At 67.2% G+C, this 22,250-nt stretch carries 20 protein-coding genes and 1 tRNA gene; 18 read left to right on the top strand and 3 right to left on the bottom strand.

Annotated elements, in window-relative coordinates:
- Nucleotides 1-515: 515 nt before the first annotated feature.
- Nucleotides 516-3,398: a glycosyl hydrolase family 18 protein gene (locus HWX03_RS23330; protein ID WP_279612242.1), complete on the bottom strand. Its 2,883-nt coding sequence runs from the start codon at nt 3,396-3,398 to the stop codon at nt 516-518.
- Nucleotides 3,399-3,705: 307 nt separating this feature from the next.
- On the opposite strand from HWX03_RS23330, the gene gbpA reads away from it, so the two are divergent.
- From gbpA to HWX03_RS23260, 14 genes are all read left to right on the top strand, one after another.
- Nucleotides 3,706-5,166, top strand: coding sequence for an N-acetylglucosamine-binding protein GbpA (gene gbpA / locus HWX03_RS23325; protein WP_175872814.1), 1,461 nt, complete (start codon nt 3,706-3,708; stop codon nt 5,164-5,166).
- Between the two features lie 273 nt (nt 5,167-5,439).
- Nucleotides 5,440-5,880, top strand: a complete 441-nt coding sequence (gene gspG / locus HWX03_RS23320; RefSeq protein WP_174429441.1) for a type II secretion system major pseudopilin GspG — start codon at nt 5,440-5,442, stop codon at nt 5,878-5,880.
- On the top strand, nt 5,855-6,367 hold the full coding sequence (locus HWX03_RS23315) for a lytic transglycosylase domain-containing protein (RefSeq protein WP_279612241.1): 513 nt from the start codon (nt 5,855-5,857) through the stop codon (nt 6,365-6,367). Before gspG ends, HWX03_RS23315 begins: the two co-directional genes overlap by 26 nt.
- 2 nt (nt 6,368-6,369) lie before the next feature.
- Entirely contained in the window at nt 6,370-7,554 is a 1,185-nt protein-coding gene (locus HWX03_RS23310) for a type II secretion system F family protein (protein WP_175872812.1), read from the top strand.
- 50 nt (nt 7,555-7,604) lie between these two features.
- Entirely contained in the window at nt 7,605-9,236 is a 1,632-nt protein-coding gene (locus HWX03_RS23305) for a GspE/PulE family protein (RefSeq protein ID WP_175872811.1), read from the top strand.
- Nucleotides 9,217-9,984: a hypothetical protein gene (locus HWX03_RS23300; protein ID WP_244132752.1), complete on the top strand. Its 768-nt coding sequence runs from the start codon at nt 9,217-9,219 to the stop codon at nt 9,982-9,984. The genes HWX03_RS23305 and HWX03_RS23300 overlap by 20 nt, the downstream gene beginning before the upstream one ends.
- Nucleotides 9,981-10,511, top strand: coding sequence for a hypothetical protein (locus HWX03_RS23295; protein WP_175872810.1), 531 nt, complete (start codon nt 9,981-9,983; stop codon nt 10,509-10,511). Before HWX03_RS23300 ends, HWX03_RS23295 begins: the two co-directional genes overlap by 4 nt.
- Complete coding sequence (locus HWX03_RS23290) at nt 10,508-11,062, top strand: hypothetical protein (RefSeq protein WP_175872809.1); 555 nt, start codon at nt 10,508-10,510, stop codon at nt 11,060-11,062. The genes HWX03_RS23295 and HWX03_RS23290 overlap by 4 nt, the downstream gene beginning before the upstream one ends.
- Entirely contained in the window at nt 11,059-11,541 is a 483-nt protein-coding gene (locus HWX03_RS23285; RefSeq protein ID WP_175872808.1) for a hypothetical protein, read from the top strand. The genes HWX03_RS23290 and HWX03_RS23285 overlap by 4 nt, the downstream gene beginning before the upstream one ends.
- A 31-nt stretch (nt 11,542-11,572) precedes the next feature.
- The gene (locus tag HWX03_RS23280; protein WP_175872807.1) at nt 11,573-13,990 is read left to right on the top strand and encodes a secretin N-terminal domain-containing protein; all 2,418 of its coding nucleotides are present in this window, start codon (nt 11,573-11,575) and stop codon (nt 13,988-13,990) included.
- Entirely contained in the window at nt 13,987-14,475 is a 489-nt protein-coding gene (locus HWX03_RS23275) for a type II secretion system protein (protein ID WP_175872806.1), read from the top strand. Before HWX03_RS23280 ends, HWX03_RS23275 begins: the two co-directional genes overlap by 4 nt.
- A complete protein-coding gene (locus tag HWX03_RS23270) occupies nt 14,450-14,845 on the top strand; it encodes a prepilin-type N-terminal cleavage/methylation domain-containing protein (protein ID WP_174429432.1) in 396 nt (131 codons plus the stop codon). Before HWX03_RS23275 ends, HWX03_RS23270 begins: the two co-directional genes overlap by 26 nt.
- Before the next feature lie 13 nt (nt 14,846-14,858).
- Nucleotides 14,859-15,356: a type II secretion system protein gene (locus HWX03_RS23265; protein WP_244107154.1), complete on the top strand. Its 498-nt coding sequence runs from the start codon at nt 14,859-14,861 to the stop codon at nt 15,354-15,356.
- 13 nt (nt 15,357-15,369) lie between these two features.
- On the top strand, nt 15,370-16,053 hold the full coding sequence (locus tag HWX03_RS23260; RefSeq protein ID WP_175872805.1) for a response regulator transcription factor: 684 nt from the start codon (nt 15,370-15,372) through the stop codon (nt 16,051-16,053).
- Here the strand turns inward: HWX03_RS23260 and HWX03_RS23255 are convergent.
- On the bottom strand, nt 16,026-16,571 hold the full coding sequence (locus HWX03_RS23255) for a hypothetical protein (RefSeq protein WP_175872804.1): 546 nt from the start codon (nt 16,569-16,571) through the stop codon (nt 16,026-16,028). The genes HWX03_RS23260 and HWX03_RS23255 overlap by 28 nt on opposite strands.
- Nucleotides 16,572-16,615: 44 nt before the next feature.
- Between HWX03_RS23255 and HWX03_RS23250 the strand changes: the two genes are divergently transcribed.
- A complete protein-coding gene (locus tag HWX03_RS23250; protein WP_175872803.1) occupies nt 16,616-17,167 on the top strand; it encodes a cytochrome b/b6 domain-containing protein in 552 nt (183 codons plus the stop codon).
- A 282-nt stretch (nt 17,168-17,449) separates the two neighbouring features.
- On the opposite strand, the gene HWX03_RS23245 is transcribed toward HWX03_RS23250, so the two are convergent.
- Nucleotides 17,450-17,536: transfer RNA gene (locus tag HWX03_RS23245), tRNA-Leu, on the bottom strand.
- Between the two features lie 249 nt (nt 17,537-17,785).
- Here HWX03_RS23245 and rnr point away from each other — a divergent pair.
- The 3 genes from rnr to HWX03_RS23230 all read left to right on the top strand — a co-directional run bounded on the left by rnr (nt 17,786) and on the right by HWX03_RS23230 (nt 22,150).
- Nucleotides 17,786-20,263, top strand: coding sequence for a ribonuclease R (gene rnr / locus HWX03_RS23240; RefSeq protein ID WP_175819914.1), 2,478 nt, complete (start codon nt 17,786-17,788; stop codon nt 20,261-20,263).
- A 148-nt stretch (nt 20,264-20,411) separates the two neighbouring features.
- Nucleotides 20,412-21,155, top strand: coding sequence for a 23S rRNA (guanosine(2251)-2'-O)-methyltransferase RlmB (gene rlmB, locus HWX03_RS23235; protein WP_175819913.1), 744 nt, complete (start codon nt 20,412-20,414; stop codon nt 21,153-21,155).
- Between the two features lie 122 nt (nt 21,156-21,277).
- The gene (locus HWX03_RS23230; protein WP_175872802.1) at nt 21,278-22,150 is read left to right on the top strand and encodes an N-acetylmuramoyl-L-alanine amidase; all 873 of its coding nucleotides are present in this window, start codon (nt 21,278-21,280) and stop codon (nt 22,148-22,150) included.
- Nucleotides 22,151-22,250 lie beyond the last annotated feature (100 nt).

Raw genomic sequence — 22,250 nt, 5'->3', positions numbered from 1 at the left:
CCGGGGCGATGAAAGGCCGGATCCCGTGCTGCATGGGTCCGGCCTTTTTGCGTTCGGGCGGTGCGTTCGTCACGACGACGAATACCGAGGCCCCGATGCAGCGTCGAATGACGTGGCGTGTGCCCCGCTCGAGCGGCGGGAAGCGCGAAAGGGGTGCGTGTGTCTCGCTGTCGTGCCGCGTGCCGTGTACTGCGCGACGGCGATGCCGCGAATGCCACCTGGCGATGATGGTCCGCCGGCCCGGTCCTGTCGGCAATCGCGCGGACTACCCGGCGTATTTGCAGGCCGACTCTGCAAGCAGGCCCGGTGACGCACGCAAGCACGCGCAGTGGCAGGGCAAGAGCCGGAAACCGACACCTGAAACGGGCACGCATCGCCTGCTCCGGAAACGAAAACGCCCCCGCACGAGGCGAGGGCGATTCCGGCATTTGCCGTTGTGCGTCGATAGACGCGGGTTTCACATCGGCCGGGGCGCCGCGATGGCGCGGCCGGCCGGACCTGGCACGTCGTCAGTCTTACTCCTTGTGTTCCTCCCACGCCTGGTCCCATGCGGTGCCCTTGCCCGGCTCGTAAGCCCAGGCCGCCATCGAGCACCAGTTGGTGTACGGGAACGGCTTGCAGCGGAACAGCTTGCCATTGTTGGAGACGATGTCGCCGGCGTTGTACTTCGTCCCTTCCTTGTACTGCGGGTGGTCGCCGCCGCCGTTGTTGCCGCCTTCGCCACCACCGTTGCCGCCACCGTTACCACCGCCTTCGCCGCCGCCGTTGCCGCCGCCGTTGCCGCCGTCACCGTGAAGCGTCCACGCGTCGTTCCACGCGAAGCCCTTGCCCGGTTCGTATGCCGCAGGCGCGCCGGAGCACCAGCCGCTGTACGGGAACGGCTTGCACTGGTACAGCTTGCCGAGGTTCGACACGATGTCGCCGGCGTTGTATTGCGTACCAGCCTTGTATGCCGGGTAGTCGCCGCCGCCATTGCCGCCACCTTCGCCGCCGCCCGCATCCTTCGCCTTCACGAGGACCGTGTGTTTCGCGGTGCTCGACAGCTTACCGTCGCTGGCCGTGACCGAGAACGTGAACGACTGGTCCTTCGCGAGCTCGGGCGCGGTGAAGTTCAACGTCGCGCCGTTCGGCGTTGCGTTGATGCCGGTCGGGACGCTCCACCTGAAGCTCAGCTTGTCGCCGTCCGGGTCGGTCGACTTCGCGGCCGACAGCGTCACGGCCTGGCCGGCTTCAACCGTCGCCGGGCCGCCGAGGTGCGCGACCGGCGGACGGTTTTCGCCCGGCGGCGGCTCGACCGTCGCTTCCGCCTGCGCGGTCACGACGACCTGCGCCGTATCCTTCAACCCGGCCGGGTCGGTGACCGTCACGCGGAACGTGTACTTCGTGTCCTGTTTGACCGACGGAACGTCGACGCTCGCCGTCGCGCTCGTCGTATTGACGAGCTTCAGCGGATCGCCGCCGACCTGTTCCCACTTGAAGCTCAGCTTGTCGCCGTCGGGGTCGCGCGACTTCGACGCATCGAGCGTGACCTTCTGCGGCCCGGTGACCGTCAGGTCGGCGCCCGCGTTCGCGACCGGCGGATGGTTTTCGGCACCGCCGCCGCCGCCTTCGTCGCCGTGGCCGAGACCCTTGTGCATCGCATTCAGGATGTCGCCGTTGTCCGCGTCGATTTCCCACGAGAACAGGCCGCCCAGCTGATGCGCGCGCACGTAGTCGCCCTTTGCGAGGACCGAACGCTCGTCGTCGAACGTGAGGAGTTCGCCGGTGCCCTTGTTGAAGACGTACGGCGCTTCGGCCGTCTGGTCGTAGTGATATTCGTAGCCGTTGATGCCGGTGTTGTTCGGCCCGATCATCTCCGCCTTGAGCTTCTTGTAGTCGAGGATGCCCGGTTCCCACTGGCCCTTGTGCGGGCCCGTCGCCGTGCCGGTGAACGGATTGCCGTCGGCATAGCCGTGCACGCCGTTCCAGCCGCGCGCATACGCCGCCGCGCCGACCACGAGCTTCTTCGGATCGACGCCCTGCGCGAGCAGCGCCTTGATCGAGTTGTGGGTCGTGTACGCGGTGTCCGGCTTCCAGTTCGGCGCGTACAGCGCGGTTTGATGGCCCAGATCCGTCAGACTGAACGCACCGTAGAAGTCGTACGTCATGTCGAAGATGTAGTCCATGTACTTCGTGGCTTCCTTGTAGTTCACCACGTCGATCTTGTCCTTGCCCGCGCCGATCGCCGACGTCAGCTCGTAGGTCCTGCCGCTTTCCTGCGACAGCTTGTCGAGCATCTGCCGCAGTTCCTTCATCAGCGTTACGTACAGCGGGCCGTCCTTCACCGGATCGCCGAGCGACGGATTCACGCCCTTGCCGCCGGGGAATTCCCAGTCGATGTCGACGCCGTCGAAGAACTTCCACGTGCGCAGCAGTTGTTCGGTCGAATCGACGAACACCTTGCGCTTCGCCGGATCGTGCATCTGGAAGAACGGGTCGGATAGCGTCCAGCCGCCGATCGACGGCAGGATCTTCAGGTTCGGGTTGCGCTTCTTCGCCGCCATCATCTGGCCGAGCACGCCCTTGAGCTTCGAATTCGCGGTCTGGCCCGGCAAGGTCTTGGCCATCTCGCCGTAGGTGTCGTGGATCGCGACGCTGTAGTCGGGCAGGCCCTTGCAGCTTTGCATCAGCGTGTTGAACGAGCCCGGCAGGTCCTTCGCGAGCGACGCGTTCACGTCCGTGCCGCCGCAGATCGGGATGAAGCCGTACAGCATGTGCGTGAGGTTCTCGACCGGCACGTTGTCGACGTTGAACTTGCGGTCGTAGATCGACCAGGTCGCGAAGTAGGTGCCGACCACCGAGCCGGTCGTGTTCGCATACGGCTTGTGGTTCTTGCTCGCGTTGTTCGGCAGGTCGTCCGCCAGTTCGGAAATCGTGTCGAATACGACCACGTCGAGCGGCGCGCTGTCGGTCGCCGCGCCGTTGGCGTCGATCACGCGGACCTGCATCTTCTTCACGCCGGGCGTCTTCACGTTCGCGACCACCTGGCCGCTTTGCGTGCCGCCGGGCGTCATCCTGACCTCCGACGCCGGATCGACGACGCCGTCGACCACCGCGACCGCCTTCACCGCGGTGCCGTTGCTCCAGATGTCGAACGGCAGCGGCACGTCGACCTTCTTGTTCAGCTTGACGATGTCCTTGTACGGCGCGACGCCGGCCTTCTGCATGTCGATCTCGACGAAGCCGTGCGGCTGCGACGTGATTTCGTACTGCTTCAGGCTGGGCTTGCCGGGCGCGGCCAGCGCGGCGTTCGCGAAGCTCAGTGCGCTGGCCGCCGCGAGCGCGGCATAGGCAACGTGCGCACGGCGCAGCGAGCGGCGGCGGATCACGATGTCGGGAGTGCGTTTATGCGATTTCAATTTGATAATCATCCATCCAGGTGTTGAAAAAAAGTGCGGGAAAGCGAGCACATTCTTTTTCCTGGGCGGCATGGCGGCAACGATTCTCAACGCAATCTAAAAACGAGCGGGCAGGGGGGAAGCGGATAACGGGCGGGGGACGACGAATCTTTGAGAGATCGTTCAGGAAGGTACGCCGACGCGCGGCGCCTGACGATACTGCACCCAGCGTTTCGTCAGCAGGACATGCGTCACGCAAATTCCGGCGGATCGCTCGCGATTCGCTTAACGAGGCAACCCCATTCAACGTTCAATCAAACGGAATCAGATGAGAACCCGATCAGCTAAAAAGACCCTCTTTACCGTGTCGCCGCTCGTAGCCTGCGCGTCGATGTTCTTCGCGCAAGCCGCATTTGCCCACGGCTACCTGTCGGAGCCGCCGTCGCGCAACCTGCTGTGCAGCGCAAAGGCGGGCAAGATCGAAAACTTCAACTGCGGTTCGGTCACCTACGAACCGCAAAGCGTCGAAGGCAAGCAGGGCTTCCCGGCAGCCGGCGCGCCGGACGGCGAGATCGCGAGCGGCGGCGTGACGCAGTTCAGCGAGCTCAACGAGCAGTCGGTCGATCGCTGGAAGATCACCGACATCAAGCCGGGCGCGCAGAAGTTCAAGTGGACGTTCACCGCACCGCACGTGACGAAGGAATTCAAGTACTACCTGACGAAGCAGGGCTGGAATCCGAACGCGAAGCTCACGCGCGAGCAGTTCGACCTGACGCCGTTCTGCACGATCGACGGCGGGATGAAGAAAGCCGACGAGATCGGCCCGCACGGCTGCACGATCCCGTCGGACAAGAAGGGCCATCACGTGATGCTGACGACGTGGCACGTCGGCGATACGGCCGGCATGTTCTATAACGTGGCCGACCTGAACATCACCGACGCCGGCGGCCCGACCGATCCGGGCAAGCCGAACTGGTCGAACGTCGGCAGCATCGCGCCGACGATGGACCTGAAGACGGGCGACAAGGTCACGAACCGCGTGTTCAAGTCGGGCGGCGAAGTGCCGTCGATGAAGACCACGGTGACGATCGGTTCCGCGCAGCAGGGCGAGCGCAACATGTGGCCGATGCTGCTCGCGAAGGAAATCAACCGCACCCAGGCGGCGAGCCTGATTGCCGGCGTCGAGCGCGATGGCCGCATCGAGCCCGCGCTCGGCAAGAACGACGTGTTCTCGAAGAGCACCAGCGGCATCGTGCGTACCGAGACGACGATCGATCATCAGCCGGAAGGCGGCCTCGACGAAGGCTTCAGCATCTCGAACAACGGCGAGTTCAAGATCCAGAACGGCAAGGCGACCGCGAAGTTCTTCCTGAAGTTCAACCACGCGAAGGACACCAACGTCACGGTGAAGGTTTACGACGCGGCGAACTCGCTGGTCGGCTCGAAGTCGTCGACGATGCGCATGCAGGGCGACGTGAACGTCGACATCGCGAACGCGAAGGCGGGCGACCACACGGCCGTGGCGACGTCGCAGATCGACGGCGGCACGCTGAAGCAGGAAACCACCACGTTCAAGCTGACCGGCGAATCGGGCGGCGGCGAAGGCGCGCAGTGCCAGGCCGCATGGAAGCAGGGCACGGCCTACACGGGCGGTGCGAAGGTGCAGCACAACGGCCGCACGTACGAGGCGCGCTGGTGGACCCAGAACGAGGTCCCGGGCGATCCGGCGTCGACGGGCGCCGACCATACCGGCAAGGTGTGGAAGGACGTGGGCGCCTGCAGCAAGTAACGACCTGAAAAGGCGATGAGGCGAGCCGCGCGCAGCAATGCGCGCGGCTTTTTTATTGACGCGCGGCCGCGGATCGACCGATTCAAAACAGCCGTTGATATTTCGTTGATGAAGGTGGTGGCACTTCCCTTCGCCCGGGAAAATGACCTCATCGATCGGCGCTTTCCTTCATTCGAACCAGCCTCTCCGAAAGCGCCTCATTCACCTGCCGTCTGCGACACGACGGCCCCCGGCCGCGACGCCGTGCCGGGATCTCTACAGAGGGCAAACGACGTGAAACAGAACTACCGGAAATGGGCAACGCGCCGCGGCCAGCAGGGTTTTACGCTGCTGGAGCTGCTGGTCGTGCTGCTGATCATCGCGCTCCTGGCCGGCTATGTCGGTCCGAAGCTGTTCTCGCAGGTCGACAAGGCCAAGGTCAAGTCGACTGAAGCGCAGATGAAGACGCTGGGTGACGCGGCCACGCAATTCCGGCTCGACACCGGCCGCTATCCGACGGCCGACGAAGGGCTCGACTCGCTGGTCGCGCAGCCGCAAGGCAGCGACGGCTGGAACGGCCCGTATCTCGCGAAGGCCGTGCCGAAGGACGGCTGGGGCCGCGCATATCAATGGAACGTGCCGGGCCGCGAAGGCGAGGCGGAGATCGTGTCGCTCGGACGGGACGGTCGTGTTGGCGGGAGTGGTCTCGATGCGGACCTCGTCTATGGCATGTAAGGGTCCGCGCCGCTGGATCGCGGGGGTGGCGCTGTTCGCCGCCTGCGTATCCGGCGCCGCGGCCAAGGATTGCTGGACCCGGGCGGGCGATCGGCACGGCATCGATCCGTTGCTGCTGGTCGCGATCGCGAAAGTGGAATCCGCGCTGAATCCGCGCGCGATGAACTGGAACCGGAACGGCACCTACGACATCGGGCTGATGCAGATCAACAGTTCGCATCTGCCGCGTCTCGTCAAGGTCGGCGTGACGCACAAGCGGTTGATCGACGAGCCGTGCACGTCGATCGACACCGGCGCATCGATTCTCGCCGGATTCATCGACCGGCACGGCTACACGTGGAACGCGGTCGGCGCGTACAACGCCGGGTCGTCGGCCAAACGGGAGCCGGCGCGCAAGGCTTATGCGACCAAGGTCTGGCGCGCGTACCGCGCGTTGACGAGCGATCGCGATGCGAGCCTCGCGCTGCTCGACGAATGGCGGAGGTAGCGATGGACGCATTTCGGGTACGCGTGCTTGCCGCCGGCAAGGTCACGCAGCAGGCGGTCGAAGCGGCGAGCGAGATGGACGTGCGCGCGCGGTTCGCGGCGCAGGGCGCGGTCGTGCTCGAGGTCCGGCGCGATACCCGCTTCGGGCGCCGCCGGCGCACGCCGAAGTTCGCGCTGGCGCTGTTCCTGCAGGAACTGTCGACGCTGCTCGACGCCGGCCTCGTGCTGATCGAGGCACTCGAGGCACTGCGCGACAAGGCGGATTCGGGCAGGGACGCGAAACACGTCATCGACCGGATCCTGGCGGTGATGGTCGAGGGCCAGCCGTTGTCGAAGGCGCTCGCGCAGCAGCCGACCATTTTTCCGGCGCTGTTCGTCGCGACGATCGAATCCTCGGAGGGCAGCGGCCAGTTGCCGGTTGTCCTCAAGCGCTATCAGCAATACGAAGTGCGAATCGAACAGGTTCGCAAGCGCGTGATCGGCGCGCTGATTTATCCGGCTGTCGTGATCGGCGTCGGCATCGCGATCCTGCTGTTCATGGCGTTCTTCGTGATTCCGCGTTTCGCCGTGGTGTTCGAGTCGCTCGCGACGCTGCCGGCGACGGCCCGGGCGATGCTCTGGTGGGCGACCCTGCTGCGCGAGAACGGGATGGCGGTCGGGCTCGCGGTTGCGGCGTCGTTCGTCGGCGCGGCGCTGGCGGTGCGCTCGGCTGCCTTGAAGCAAGCGATGCAGCGCCTGATGTGGCGTGCGCCGAAAGTGCGCGACATCTGCGCGCTGTTCGCCCTCACGCGGTTCTACCGGACCGTCGGCCTGCTGATCGCGGGCGGCACGCCGGCGATCGTCGCGCTGGAGCTGTCCGGCAAGGTGCTTCCCGAGCATTTTCGCGCGCGGCTCGCCGTCGCGCTGACCGGGATGCGCGCAGGGCGGCCGGTCGCGGCCGTGCTCGCCGCGCATGGATTGACGACGTCGGTCGCCGAGCGGCTGTTGCGCGTGGGCGAACAGAGCGGCGACCTCGGCGGGATGTGCGAGCACATCGCGCAGTTTCACGACGGCGCGCTCGACCGCGCGATCGAGATGCTCAGCAAGGTGTTCGAACCGGTACTGATGCTCGCGGTGGGCGCGACGGTCGGCGCGGTGGTCCTGCTGCTCTACATGCCGATCTTCGAATTGGCCGGCAGCGTCGGATAGCCGTGACGCCAAGGCGTTCGCGATTCCACTGTCCAACTGGAGAAAATTCAATGAAAACGGAACACATCGTTCAACGCTGGCAGTCGGAATCCGACGCGTCGGGCGTCGATTTCGCGCAGTATGTCGCCGGGTTGCTGAGCGCCGATGCGACGCTGCTCGCACAAGCGGCCGCGTGCCTCGGCATCGGCGCGGTCGATGCGGATGCGCTGCGTGCGGCGCGCACGCGCTTCGACCTGCTGCCGCTGCACGACGCGCTGACCTGGCGCGTGTTGCCGGTCGAACTCGATGGCGTGCCGTGCGTGGTCGTCGCCGATCCGTTTGCGCGCCACGTGCGCGACGAGCTGCTGGCGCGCTTCGGCACGCGGCCGGTCGAACTGGCGATGAGCGCGCCGGGCGAAGTCGAGCGGCTGCTCGGCGACATCGAGTCGAGCGAACGGCTGATGGATGACGTGACGATCGATACGCAGGGTGATTCGCTCGCGCAGGCGATCGAGTCGATCTCGCTCGCGAGCATCGCGAAGGACGAAAGCCCGATCATCCGGCTCGTCAACACGACGCTCTACGACGCACTGCAGAGCCGCGCCAGCGATATCCATCTCGAAGCGGTGCCGGACGGCCTGTCGATCCGCTACCGGATCGACGGCGTGCTGCAGTCGATCCGCCACATTCCCGGGCTCGAGGCGGCCGCGCAGACGCTGTCGCGTCTCAAGGTGCTCGCCGCGCTCGACATCGCGGAGAAGCGCGTGCCGCAGGACGGCCGCTTCAAGGTCGTGATGCAGGGCCGCGAAATCGATTTCCGCGTGTCGATCATTCCCGGCACCCATGGCGAAAACGCGGTGATGCGCGTGCTCGACAAGTCGCAGCGCGGCGACCGCGTGAGCCTCGACGTGCTCGGCTTCGATGCGCCGACGGCGCGGCGCGTGCGCGCGCTCGCGCATCGTCCGTACGGGCTGATGCTCGTGACGGGGCCGACCGGCAGCGGCAAGTCGACGACGCTGTACGCAGTGCTGTCGGAGGTCAACACCGGCGACGACAAGATCATCACGATCGAGGATCCGGTCGAATACGAGTTGCAGGGCGTGCTGCAGATTCCGGTCAACGAGCGCAAGGGGCTCACGTTCGCGCGCGGGCTGCGCTCGATCCTGCGTCACGATCCGGACACGGTCATGGTCGGCGAGATTCGCGACGAGGAGACCGCGTCGATCGCCGTGCAATCCGCGCTTACCGGCCACCGCGTGCTGTCGACCGTGCATGCGAACGACGGGTTCAGCGTGATCGACCGCTTCATCTACATGGGCGTGGAACCGTCGACGTTTCTCGAGGCGCTGAACGGCGTCGTGTCGCAGCGCCTGGTGCGCCGGATCTGCGCGCGCTGCGGCGACGCGGCGCACGGCGCCGATCTGCGCGACGCGCCGCTCGACGAGCTGAAGCGCGTGGTCGCGCCCGGCGCGGGCTGCGAGACGTGCCGCGGCACCGGCTATCACGGCCGGATCGGGCTCGCGGAAGTGCTGACGCTCGACGCGGCGATGAAGGTCGCGTTGCTCGAACGCTCGATCGAGAAGCGCACGCGTGCGCTCGCGGACAACGCCGATTATCAGTCGATGCGAGAGGCGGGGCTGGCGGCGATCCGCGCGCGGCTGACGACGTTCCAGGAGGTGCAGCGTGCGATCGCCGTGGAATAACGCCGTCGCGGTGCTCGACGCCGACACGCTGCGCGTGTGGACGAGCGACAGCTGGCGCGCGCGTCGCGCCGGCCCGCCGCACGTTGTCGTCGCGCACGAGGGACTGCCGGCCGAAGCGCTGGCGCAGGTGCTGGAAGATCTGCCGAAGCAGCGTCTGCCGATGTGCAACCGCCTGCAGATCGTCGTCGGCCACCCGTGGATGCATGGCGTCGTGCTGCCGTGGCAGGACGGGCTGGTGTCGGATGCCGCCTGGGACGGCTATGCGCGCGCACTGTTCGCCGCCCGCGCGCAGCGCGGTGCACTGCGCATCCGTATCGAAGCCGGGCGGCACGGCCGTGCACGCCTCGCGGTGGCGGCCTGCGACACGTTGCTCGCGTCGCTCGCGACAGTGAGCCGCGCCGCCGGCTGGCGGCTCGTCAGCGTGCGCGATGCGCTGTCGGCGTCGCTCGCCCTGCATGCGGGCCGCCTGAGCGCGGAAGACTGCCGCTACGCGCTGCTGCAGCCGCGCGTCGTCACCTGCGTGTTTCGTCGCGCGGGCGAGTGGGCCGACGTGGTCACGCTGCCGCGCGCGGGCGGCCGGCGGCTCGACGACTGGTTCGCTGCCGCCGCGCTGATGGCCGGGCAGCCGCTGGCCGGCGCGGCCTTCGCGAGTGCGCTCGACGGCGCGCCGCCGGACGCGGACGGCGTCACGCTGCTCGACGACGCGCGGGGCGACGTGCCCGCGTGCGCATCCGGGGAAGCGGCATGACACGCCTCGACGAGCTGGATTTCGCGGCGCCGCGCGCGCGCGTCACCCGGTGGGCGGCCGTCGCGCTGTGCTGCGCGCTGCTCACCGGCGCGTTCGCCGCGAGCGAGTGGTCGCGCGTCGACCAACTGCGCGACGAGGTCGATCGCATCGAAAGCCGTATCGACCAGCGCAAGCGCGCGATCGAGCGCGAGCAGCGCCGGCAGAAGAGCATGACGCCGGAGCAGCGCCGCATCGAGCGTGTGCTTGCCGAGCAGAAGACGAGCGCCGCGGGCTCGGGCCTGTCGGTGGTCGACTGGATCGAGCATGCGTGGACGCCGCAAATCGCGCTGAAGTCGCTGACGGTCGACAAGGCCGGCCGCGAGGCGCGCATCGAAGGCGGCGCGGCGGAGTTGTCGCACATCTACATCTTCATCGATCGCCTGAACGACCGTCACCCGGACCGCAAGATCGGCCTGCTGCAGCACCGCACGAAAGCGGAGGACGGCAAGAACATTTTTCACTTCAGCCTGAGTATCGAACACCCATGACGAACCTGAAAGCAATCGACACGACGGCGCTCGCCGCGCGGCTGCGCTGGGGCGCCTATGCGGCTAGCGCCAGGCTCGGCATGCCGGGGCTGCTGGCGGGCGGACTGGTCGTCGTGCTGATCGGCGCTCACGCGCTCCACCTGCAGCCGGACAGCGAGCAGCTCGAGGCCGAGCGTTCGGCGCGCACGGCGGAACTGGCCGCGCTGCCGAAGCCGGGCAAGCAGGCCGGCGACGGCGGCATGACGCTGCAGCAGGTGCAGCAACTGCGCAGCAGCGAGCAGGCGTACTCGATTTTCCAGATCCTGTCGCAGCGCGGCATGGACCGCAAGCACGCGACTTATCGCCGCGAAGTCGAGATGAAGGGCAAGCTGCGCCGGCTCACGATCAGCATCGCGCTGAGCGGCAGCTATGTCGGGCTGCGCGAAGCGATGCGCGAGATCGCGGACCAGCCGATGGTGCGCATCGAGGGCGTGTCGATCGAGCGCGACCGGATCGACAGCGCCACGGTTACCGCCGACCTGCGGGTCAGCCTGCTGGGGCCCGACACATGATGCGCCCCGTCCTGATCCCGCTTGCGCTCGCACTCGCCGCCGCCTGCATCTCCGGCGGCAGCGCGGCGCACGAGAGCGGCGGCCCGGCGCCGATCGTCGACGTCTTCCCGGCGCAGAGCTGGGCGTCGCTCGGCGCGGAGCCGGCGCGCGACGACCCGCCGCCGGTCGCGGCGCCCGAACCCGCACCCGAACCGGAACCGCCGTCGCTCGATACGCCGATCGACGCACCGCCGGCCGCCGCCATCCCGTTCGAGATCGCCGGAGAGTGGCGCGAGAGCGGCCAGCGCATCGTCGTACTGGAAGGCATCGGCAGGACGTTCCTGCTGTGCGGATCGCGCTGCGACGTGCGCGACGCGGTGCTGCCGGGCGACGAGATCGCCGAAGGCTACCGGCTGAAGAAACTGGGCGAACAGGGCACGGTGATCGTGACCCGGGACAGCACCGATGTCGAGCTGTCACTGCCCGTCCCGACCCAATGAACCCCGAATCCAACCTGTGCCGAACACCATCATGAAACGTAAAGTCAGTCTTTTGCTCCTGATCTCGGCGCTTGCGCTGACAGGATGCGCAAGTACCCCGTTCAATGCCGCGCCCGATGCCGCCGCGACGCCCGCCGAACGACTCGGCACGCTGCAGCAACAGAAGGCCGCTGCGCCGGACGACATCGCGCTCACGACCGCCGTCGAATTCAGCCGGCACGAGTATGTGCGCGCGGAACTGAAGGAAGCCGACCGCCAGGTTGCGCAGGGCAACCACGCGGCGGCGATCGATCACCTGGACAACGTGCTGGGCGAAGATCCGGGCAACCTGAAGGCCAGCCAGGCGCTCGAGCAGGTCAAGCGCCGCCAGCAGATGGCGGTCGACCTCGCGCGCGCGCAGCGCATCGGCGGCGAGAAACCGCAGGAGGCGCTCGAGATCGCGCGCCGCATCCTCGCCGAGCAGCCGAACCACGCGGGCGCGAAGCGCCTGCGCGACACGATGCTGCGCCAGTCGCAGGCCAGCCGCGCGGTGCGCCCGCAGCTGTCCGACGCGCTGCGCAAGCCGGTGTCGCTCAATTTCAAGCAGCAGCCGCTGGCCAACATCTTCGACGTGATCTCGCGCGTGTCCGGCGTGAATTTCGTGTTCGACCGCGACGTGGACACCAGTCAGGCCGCGACGCTGCTCGCGGAGCGCACGACCGCCGAAGACGCGATCAACCTGCTGCTGCGCACCAACCAGCTCGAGAAGAAGGTGCTCGACAAGCACACGCTGCTCGTCTACCCGTCGCAGCCTGAAAAGGCCCGCAACTACACGGAGTTCGCGATTCGCACGTTCTTCCTGTCGCATGCGGATGCGAAATCGGTGATGGCCGCGCTGCGCCAGATGATCAAGCCGAAGGACGTCTACGTGGACGAGCGCGTGAACGCGGTCGTCATGCGCGACACGCCGGAGACGATCCAGGTCGCGGAGCGCGTGGTGATGGGGCTCGATATTCCGCAATCCGAAGTGACGCTCGATGTGCAGGTGCTCGAGGTCAACATGAACGACAGTCTCGATCTCGGCGTCCAGTATCCCGGCAAGATTCAGTTCAACGCGCTCGGCGGCGTGGAGGGCGGCGCGCTGACGCTCGGCGACCTGCTGCGCCTGAATCGTGACCGCGTCGGCGTGTCGAGCGAATCGGGCGGCCTCGCGCTCGCGATCGATCTGCTGCAGAAACAGGGCAAGACGAAGACGCTCGCCAATCCGAAGATCCGTGTGCGCAACATGGAGAAGGCCAACATCAAGATCGGCGAGCGCGTGCCGATCGTTACGACCACCAACGCGAACGGCGTCGTGACCGAATCGGTCAGCTACCAGGACGTGGGCCTGATGCTGAAGGTCGAACCGCGCATCAGCCTGAACGAGGAGGTGAGCGTCAAGGTGAACATGGAGGTCAGCAGCATCCTGTCGAAGGAAACCACGAAGACCGGGCTGGTCGCCTATTCGCTCGGCACGCGCAACGCGGAGACGCTGATGACCGCGAAGAACGGCGAAACGCAGATCCTTGCCGGCCTCGTCAAGCGCAATGAAAGCGAGAGCGTTGCCGGGCTGCCGGGCGTATCGGGCCTGCCGGTGATCGGCCGGCTGTTCGGCTCGAACGGCCGCAGCAATGAGCGCTCGGAGATCGTGCTGCTGATCACCCCGCATATCGAGCGCAATCTCGACCTGCCGCTGTCGGCGGTGACGACCTTCCTGTCGGGCACCGAGTCGCGTGTGACCACCGAAGCGCTGACGCTCGAGTCCGCGCAGGCCGTGCCGGCGCGTCTGCCGTCGCCGAACGGCCCGGATCTGGACGCGCCGATCGAGCCGTCGCCGCCCGCGGGCAACCGCGCAGCCGCGGAGCCCGACGCGGCCGAGCCAGCCGAGTCGGCCGATGCGCAACCGCAGGCGCCCGCAGAGGCCCGTCAGGATGACGCGGCGAGTCCGGCAGTCGAGCGCGGCGCGCGCGGTGCGGGAATGATGCGTACGCGTGCCGCGGCCGGGCTGCAGCCGGCTGCTGCAGTCAAGGTTGCAGCGGTCGCCCCGGCCGACACGGCCGCGGCGCGCCCCCTGCCGGCGGCGTCGAGAGAGGAGGCGACGCGGGCGGCTGCCACGCCGGCGAAGACTGCCGGCCTGCGGGCGGAAATCGCCCTGGCGCGCATCGAGCTGGATCGCGCGAGCGACGCCGGCAGGGCGTCGCCGATCGCGCGACCGGCCGCGCTCGAGCGTGCCGAGGCGCCGGCACCGGAGGCGCAGGCCGCCGCTGCTGCTGCGCCGGCGCGCGGCGAGCACCCGGTCACGGCCGCGGTTCGCTCGCTGATCGCCACGCTGCAGGCGTTCGTCGATCGCTTCGTGGGCGAGCCCGAGCCGGCTGCGCCGCTGTACGCCGACGCGCCGATGCTGCTCTCGCGCACGCGGGGCTTCGCATGAGCGTCCGTCGACGCGCCCGCGCACGCGGCTTCACGCTGATCGAGCTGATGGTGGCGATGTCGCTGCTGGCGTTGCTCGCGACCGTCGCGCTGCCGTTGACGGATCTCGTCAAGCGCCGCTCGGACGAGGCCGAGTTGCGCCGTGCGCTGGTCGTGATCCGCTCGGCACTCGATGCGTACAAGGAGGCGGCGAGCGACGGGCGGGTCGAGCACAGCGTCGACGCGAGCGGCTACCCGGCCGACCTGCGCGTGCTCGTCGACGGCGTCGACGACAAGAAGTCGCCGGACGGTGCGCGACTGTATTTCCTGCGCAGGATTCCCGCCGATCCGATGTGCGAATGCGACGGCAAGGCGCCCGAAGACACGTGGGAAACGCGCAGCTACGCGAGCGATCCCGATTCGTTTTCGTCCGGCGAGGACGTGTTCGACATCCGCTCGACCAACCGCAAGGAGGGCCTCAATGGCGTCCCGTACAACCAGTGGTAGCCGTGCGCGCCGTGCCGCCGGCTTTACGCTGATCGAACTGCTCGTCGTGATGGCGATCATCGCGGCGCTCACCGCGTTCGTCGCGCCCGGCTACCTGAAGCAGAGCGACCGCGCGAAGGAAACGGTGCTGCGTCACAACCTGAACACGCTGCGCCAGTCGATCGACGACTACCGGGCGGATCACGGCCGCGATCCCGACACGCTCGATGCGCTGGTCGAGAAGCGCTACCTGCGCGAGCTGCCGCTCGATCCGGTCACGGGCAAGCGCGGCTCGTGGCGGTCGCAGGCCGGCGAGACGGGCGGCATCGCGGACGTGAAGAGCGGCGCGAAAGGGCGCGCGCTCGACGGGAGCGACTATGCGACGTGGTGATCGGCGGTGCGGCTTGCGCAGGCAGCGCGGCATCGCGTATCTCGGCGTGCTGATGCTGGTCGCGGCGCTCGGGCTCGGCATGACGCAGGCGGCGCGGATCTGGACGACGGTGCAGCAGCGCGACCGCGAGGCGCAGCTCCTGTTCGTCGGTGACCAGTTTCGCGCGGCGATCGCGAGCTACTACAATGCGGCGGGAGGCAGCCGCTACCCGGCGTCGCTCGACGCGCTGCTCGAGGATCGCCGCGGGCTGCCGACGTTGCGTCACCTGCGGCGCCTGTACGCCGATCCGCTGACCGGATCGACGCAGTGGGGGCTCGTGAAGGCACCGGACGGCGGCATCATGGGTGTGTTCAGCGAGGCGCCCGGGCAGCCGCTGAAGCGCCAGGGTTTCCCGGCGCGGTACGACGCGTTCGGCGACAGCGGCGCGTACGGCGAATGGGCTTTTGTTTACCTGCCGCCCGCTCCGGTCGACGGAGCGGCGAACGGGCCCGGAGACGGGGCGGCATACTGAGATCAGGACGAACATGATTGTCGCAATACTCGAAGACATCGTGACCCAGGCAGGCGTCGTGGCCGGCTGGCTCAACAAGGCCGGCTACGACACGGAGGTGCGGCACGACGGCGACGGCTTCATCGAACTGGTGCGCACGCAGCGCGTCGACGTGCTGCTGCTCGACTGGGACGTGCCGGGCAAGTCGGGGATCGAAGTGATGCGCTGGGCGCGCGAATCGTTCGCCGACGCGCTGCCGATCATCATGATGACGCAGCACGACGGCGAGAACGACATCGTGTTCGGGCTCAACAGCGGCGCCGATGATTACCTGATCAAGCCGCTGCGCGAGCGCGAGCTGGTCGCGCGCGTGAATGCGCAGGCGCGCAAGTACTACCCCGAGACGCAGCGCGCGAAGGTCGTCGAGGTCGGCAAGTTCGCGCTCGACGTGAGCGCGCATGCCGCGACCGTGGACGGTGTGCCGGTCGAACTGTCGCTGCGCGAGTTCGATGTCGCGCTGATGCTGTTCGAGAGCGTCGGGCGGATCGTGTCGAAGGACATGATGATCAAGCGCATCTGGGGCGTGGTCGACCGGAAGTACGACGCGACGCTCGCCACCTATGTGAGCAAGCTGCGTTCGAGTCTCGGGCTGCGCGCGAAGAACGGCCTCGTGATCACGACGGTCTACAACTACGGATATCGGCTCGAGCGGGCGTGAGCGGTCGGCCGGATAGCGGCGCGTCGCGTTTCATCTCCGGATCCGGCGAGGCGGTGGCGGCGCACCGCCTCGGCTCGCCGACCTTCAATCGCCGTTCGGCATCGCAACGATGCATGTCGTGACGCTGCCGCGACGCGCTTCACGCTCCATTCATCCACCTGTTTCCATCGGTCATTTTTCACCGGCTCGAGCGGCACGTTCGGCCATGCCGGTGCGAGGTCGCGTTCGCGCACGCGGACATGTTCACGCTCGGGCCGCTGCCGGGCATGAACCCGTGGGCGAGCAACCTGCCCGGAATTGCGCTTCGCGTGGCGCGCGATGGCGAGGATCTCGGCAGCAAGACTGACGGGTTGCCCGGCGTGCGCCCGAGCCATGCGATGACTTGCCGATCGAGATGCGCTGTCACAGGCCGGCGACGCGGGCGTTCGGCCGCACGCATCGTCGACGCCGAGCCGGGTGTTTTGAAATCGTTGAGGATGCTTATTCATACCGGAATCGACGTCGATAATTTCATCCACTTATCCATCGCAACACTGCCATGGCAATCGATAAAGGATGAATCATGCATACGGTTTCTCAGACCCATTTTCGGCAAGCGTCTTCGGATGACGGCCGCTACGATCGCTTTTCCCGCGCACTGCACTGGATCTTCGCGGTCGTGATCCTGTACACGATGGTGGCCGGATTCTCGCTGCACTTCATTACCCAGCCGGACGTCTGGCGTTTCGTTTCGACGCTCAACATGTCGCTCGCGAGCAGCCTGATCGTGCTGTTCCCGCTGCGCTACGTGTGGTCGTTCTTCCGCCGGACGCCGCCCGACATCGCGTCGATTCCTTCGAAGCAGCGATCGATCGCGCACCTCGTGCACTCGCTGATTTACGCGCTCGTCGCGTTCGTGCTGTTCAGCGGCTTCGTGATGGTGCCGGACGGCTACTGGCTGTTCTGGGCGGCTTACGTGAATACGCCGTTCAGCGCGGGGCCGGTTACCGAGCACTGGTTCGTCCTGCACAAGATCGGCTGCTATCTGCTGGCATTCCTGGTGGCGGCGCACGCGGGCGCCGCGCTCAAACACCATTTCGTGTCGAAGAACGGCGTGCTGAAGCGCATGCTCTGACGAGACTGCCGCCGTGAGCCGATGAAAGGGAAGGCTGGCGCGCCACCGCGCACGGTACGGTCGGCTGGCGGCATGCGCCAGGCAAACGAAAAAAGGTTGGCTTTCGCCGACCTTTTTGAATGCCGATGGTGCCGAGGAGAGGACTCGGTCACACATGCGCGACCCCGGCTGCGCTTGCAAGCGCAGCCTTTCGAGCCCTCGCGCAAAGCGCGCAGGCGCTTTGCTTCCCGGGCCGGAAATGAAAAAAGGCCGGCTAGAAGCCGACCTTTTTTATAAATCAAGTGGTGCCCAGGAGAGGACTCGAACCTCCACGATGTTGCCACCGCTAGGACCTGAACCTAGTGCGTCTACCAATTCCGCCACCTGGGCACGTTTTGCAGTAACTGCTTGCTGCAAAGAAGCGAAATTATAGCGCCCCAATTATTCCTGTCAACACTTTTTTGCGATGCATCGCAAACCGGCTGCTGCCGGGCGCGCCGGCGGCATTCCCATTATTTGGCGACACGGGCGGATGATAGAATGACCCGCCGCCGTCAATATAGAACTGTCAGACGGACACCTCTATGTTGATGCCGTGCACCATCAGTCAACGCAACGAGAACAATCATCGACAAACCCTTGAGCAAATATCCGTACCCCATTCCGAGCCGTGAAGAGATTCTCGGCGTGCTGCGGACGAGCGACGCGCCGCTGGCCGCCAACGACATCGCCGAAGCCCTGTCGATCAAGCGTCAGGAGCGCGAGGGGTTCTTCCGGCGTGTCGCCGCGATGGAGCGCGACGGCCAGATCCGCCTCGACAAGCGCGGCCATTACCAGTTGACCCATCCGTCGAATTTCGTCGCGGGGCGCGTGCAGGGGCATCGCGACGGCTACGGGTTCGTGATCCGCGACGACGGCCAGGACGACCTGTTCCTCCCGAACGGCGAAATGCAGAAGGTGATGCACAACGACCGCGTGCTCGCGCGGATCGTCGGCTACGATCGCCGCGGCCGGCCGGAAGGGCATGTCGTCGAAGTCACCGAGCGCGCGAACAAGCGCGTGATCGGCCGCCTGCTGAACGAGAACGGCGCGCTGATCGTCGCGCCGGAAGACAAGCGTATCGGCCACGACATCCTGATCACGCAGAACGTGAAGAAGGCGAAGGTCGGGCAGGTCGTCGTCGTCGAGCTGACCGATTTCCCGAGCCGCCATTCGCAGCCGCTCGGCCGCGTCGTCGAAGTGCTCGGCGACATCGACGATCCAGGCATGGAAATCGAGATCGCGGTGCGCAAGTACGGCGTGCCGCACGAATTCGGCCAGCGGGCGCTCGACGAAGCCGCCGCGCTGCCGGACGGGGTACGCCCGGCCGACCTGCGCTTCCGCGTCGATTTGCGCGACGTGCCGCTCGTGACGATCGACGGCGAGGACGCCCGCGACTTCGACGATGCCGTCTATTGCGAGCCGGTCAAGGTCGGCCGCGGCGACGGCTTCCGGCTGATCGTCGCGATCGCCGACGTGTCGCACTACGTACAGCCGGGTAGCGGGCTCGATGCCGACGCGCTCGAGCGCAGCACGTCGGTCTACTTCCCGCGCCGCGTGATCCCGATGCTGCCGGAGAAGCTGTCGAACGGCCTCTGTTCGCTGAACCCGCAGGTCGACCGCTGCGTGCTCGCATGCGACATGGTGATCACCGCGCGCGGCGAGATCAAGGCATACCAGTTCTATCCGGCCGTGATCCATTCGGCGGCGCGCCTCACGTACACCGAAGTCGCGGCCGTGCTGTCGAACACGAAGGGGCCGGAGGCCGCGCGCCGCGCCGACCTGCTGCCGCACCTGCAGGATCTGTACGGCGTCTACAAGTCGCTGTTTGCCGCGCGGCAAAAGCGCGGTGCGATCGACTTCGACACGACCGAGACGTATATCGTCTGCAACTCGCAGGGCAAGATCGAGCAGATCGTGCCGCGTCAGCGTAACGACGCGCACAAGCTGATCGAGGAATGCATGCTGGCCGCGAACGTCTGCGCGGCCGACTTCCTGAAGCGCCACAAGCATCCGGGCCTGTACCGCGTGCACGCGGGGCCGACGCCGGAGAAGCTCGAGAACCTGCGCGCGTTCCTGCGCGGCATGGGCCTGTCGCTCGGCGGCGGCGACAAGCCGCATGCGAGCGACTATGCGGCGCTGATGGCGCAGATCCGCGACCGGCCGGACGCGCAGATGCTGCAGCCGATGCTGCTGCGCTCGATGCAACAGGCGGTCTACAGCCCGGACAACATCGGCCACTTCGGTCTCGCGTACGAGGCGTACGCGCACTTCACGAGCCCGATCCGCCGCTATCCCGACCTGCTCACGCACCGCGCGATCTACGCGATCCTGTCGGGCAAGAAGTACGTGCCGAAGGCGCCGGAAGGTTTCGAGCTGAACACCGCGCTGTCGCCGCGCGCCCGCGCGATGCAGCAGGCCGACGACGAAGCGCGCGGCCGCTCGCGCTCGAACACGGCGATCTGGGAAGAGCTCGGCCTGCACTGCTCGGCGAACGAACGCCGTGCGGACGAGGCATCGCGCGACGTCGAAGCGTGGCTCAAGTGCTACTTCATGCGCGACAAGCTCGGCGAAGAGTACGGCGGGATGGTGAACGGCGTGACGTCGTTCGGCATCTTCGTGCAGCTCGACACGCTGTTCATCGAAGGGCTCGTGCACGTGACGGAGCTCGGCTCGGACTACTTCCAGTACGACGAGATCAAGAACGAGCTGCGCGGCGAACGCACGGGCATCCGCTATCGCCTGTCGGATCGCGTGCGCGTGCAGGTGAGCCGCGTCGATCTCGATGCGCGCAAGATCGATTTCCGCCTTGTGCGCGATACGCCGGTGAAGGCGCCGCGTCCGTCGCCCGCGCCGGCTGCCGGCGTCGATCGCAACGGCAACGGCCCGCGCGTGCGTGCGCTGCCGCCGGTGGAGGAAACCGTGCCGCGCCGCAAGACGGCCGCGAGCGCGCCGAGCGTCGCGGTGAAGGAAGCGCGCGCCGCGCGCGGCGTCGCGAAGAAGAAGGGCGGCGGCAGTGGCGGCGGCGCGCCGGCGAAGCCGACCGCGAAGAAGGCCCACGCCCGCAAGAAGTATTGAGCGTTCGGGGCGGCGCAAGCGCCCGCCCTGCAGTATCGAGAGACGCCGCGTCACCGGTCATCGGCCGGCCACGCGGCGCTTTCCTTTTCCATGGATCGCGGCCGCGCATGTCGCGCGGCCGCACGTTTGATCGAAGGTTGTTCCAGTCATGTCACGTCTGAAGGTTCTTTACGGTTTTCATGCGGTGACCGCACGTTTGCGGCACGATGCATCGACGGTGGCGGAGGTGCTGTACGACCAGACGCGCCGCGACCGCCGCATGCAGGACTTCCTGCACACCGCGAAGGAAGCGGGCGTGCGGCTGATCGCAGCCGACGAAACGCGTCTGTGGGGCCTCGCGCATACCGAGCGCCACCAGGGCGTCGTCGCGCGCGTCGAGGACATGCCGCTCGCGCAGAACCTGTCCGAGCTGCTCGACGGCATCAACGGGCCCGCGCTGCTGCTCGTGCTCGACGGCGTCACCGATCCGCACAACCTCGGCGCGTGCCTGCGGGTCGCCGATTCGGCCGGCGCGCACGCGGTGATCGCGCCGCGCGACCGCGCGGTCGGCCTGAACGCGACCGCGGCCAAGGTGGCGAGCGGCGCGGCCGATACGGTGCCGTACATCACGGTGACGAACCTCGCCCGCGCGCTGCGCGAGCTGAAGGAAGCCGGCGTGTGGATCATCGGCACGTCGGACGAGGCATCGTCGACGCTGTACGAAACGAAGCTCGACGGCCCGGTCGCGCTCGTGATGGGCGCGGAAGGCGAAGGCATGCGCCGGCTCACGCGCGACACCTGCGACGAAGTGATGAGCATTCCGATGGCCGGCAGCGTGGAGAGCCTGAACGTGTCGGTCGCCAGCGGCGTGTGCCTGTACGAAGCCGTGCGCCAGCGGCGCGTGAAGGGCTGACCTCCGGGGTTGACCCGAGGGCTGACCCGGCCCGTCCCGCGCGCGATGCGCGGGCGTCGAATGACCCGAACGACGCGTGCCGCGATACAACGCGGCACGCGGCTCTCCGGAACCCGCGACCGATGACCCTGTTCCGTGTTGGCGTCTCCTGCGCCGTGCTCGGCCTGCTGGCGGCCTGCACGGCGCCGTCGCTCGTCGAACGCGGCACCTACTACGCCGACACGAGCCTGCACGCGCGCAGCGCCGATTCGCGGATCCGCTTTCTCGTGATGCATTACACCGAAAGCGACGAGACGAAATCGCTGCGTACGCTGACCGGCGATTCGGTCAGCGTGCATTACGTCATCCCGCCGCAGCCGCGCACCGAGCGCGGGATGCCCGTCGTCTACCAGCTCGTTCCGGAAGCGCGGCGCGCGTGGCACGCGGGCATCAGCGAGTGGCAGGGCACGACCGAGCTGAACGCGGTGTCGATCGGCATCGAGAACGTGAACCGCGGTCCGCTCGACGCGCAGCAGCGCACCTGGCAGCCGTATCCGCCCGAACAGGTCGGCGCGCTGACCCGCTTGTCGAAGGACATCGTCGCGCGCTACGGGATTGCGCCGACGCGCGTGGTCGGGCACAGCGATATCGCGCCGCAACGCAAGATCGATCCCGGGCCGCTGTTCCCGTGGCATGCGCTCGCGCAAGCCGGCGTCGGCGCATGGCCGGACGACGCGACCGTCGCCGCGCGGCTCGGCGGCCGCGACCCGCACGCGCCGGTCGACGTGCGCGAACTGCAGCTCAAGCTCGCGCGCTACGGCTACGACGTACCGACCGACGGCGTGCTCGACGCGCGCACGCGGCGCGTGTTCGCGGCGTTCCAGATGCATTTCCGGCCGTCCGACTACGCGGGCAACCCGGACGCGGAAAGCGACGCGATCGCGCAGGCGCTGCTCGACAAGTACTTCCCCGGCACGCAAGCGGCGGACCCCGCACCGGCGGCCAATACACGCTGAATACGCGCTGAATACGCGGCGCATCGTCCGCCGAAAAACGCGGGACCGTCCGCCGACTCCGGTAAACTGGCGGTTTTCCGCAATCCCGCAGCATTACCAC

This window comes from Burkholderia sp. BCC0397, assembly GCF_902832865.1.
GTDB lineage: Bacteria > Pseudomonadota > Gammaproteobacteria > Burkholderiales > Burkholderiaceae > Burkholderia.
Note: the sequence above shows the minus strand (reverse complement) of the source record. Positions and strands in the feature narration are given on the sequence as shown.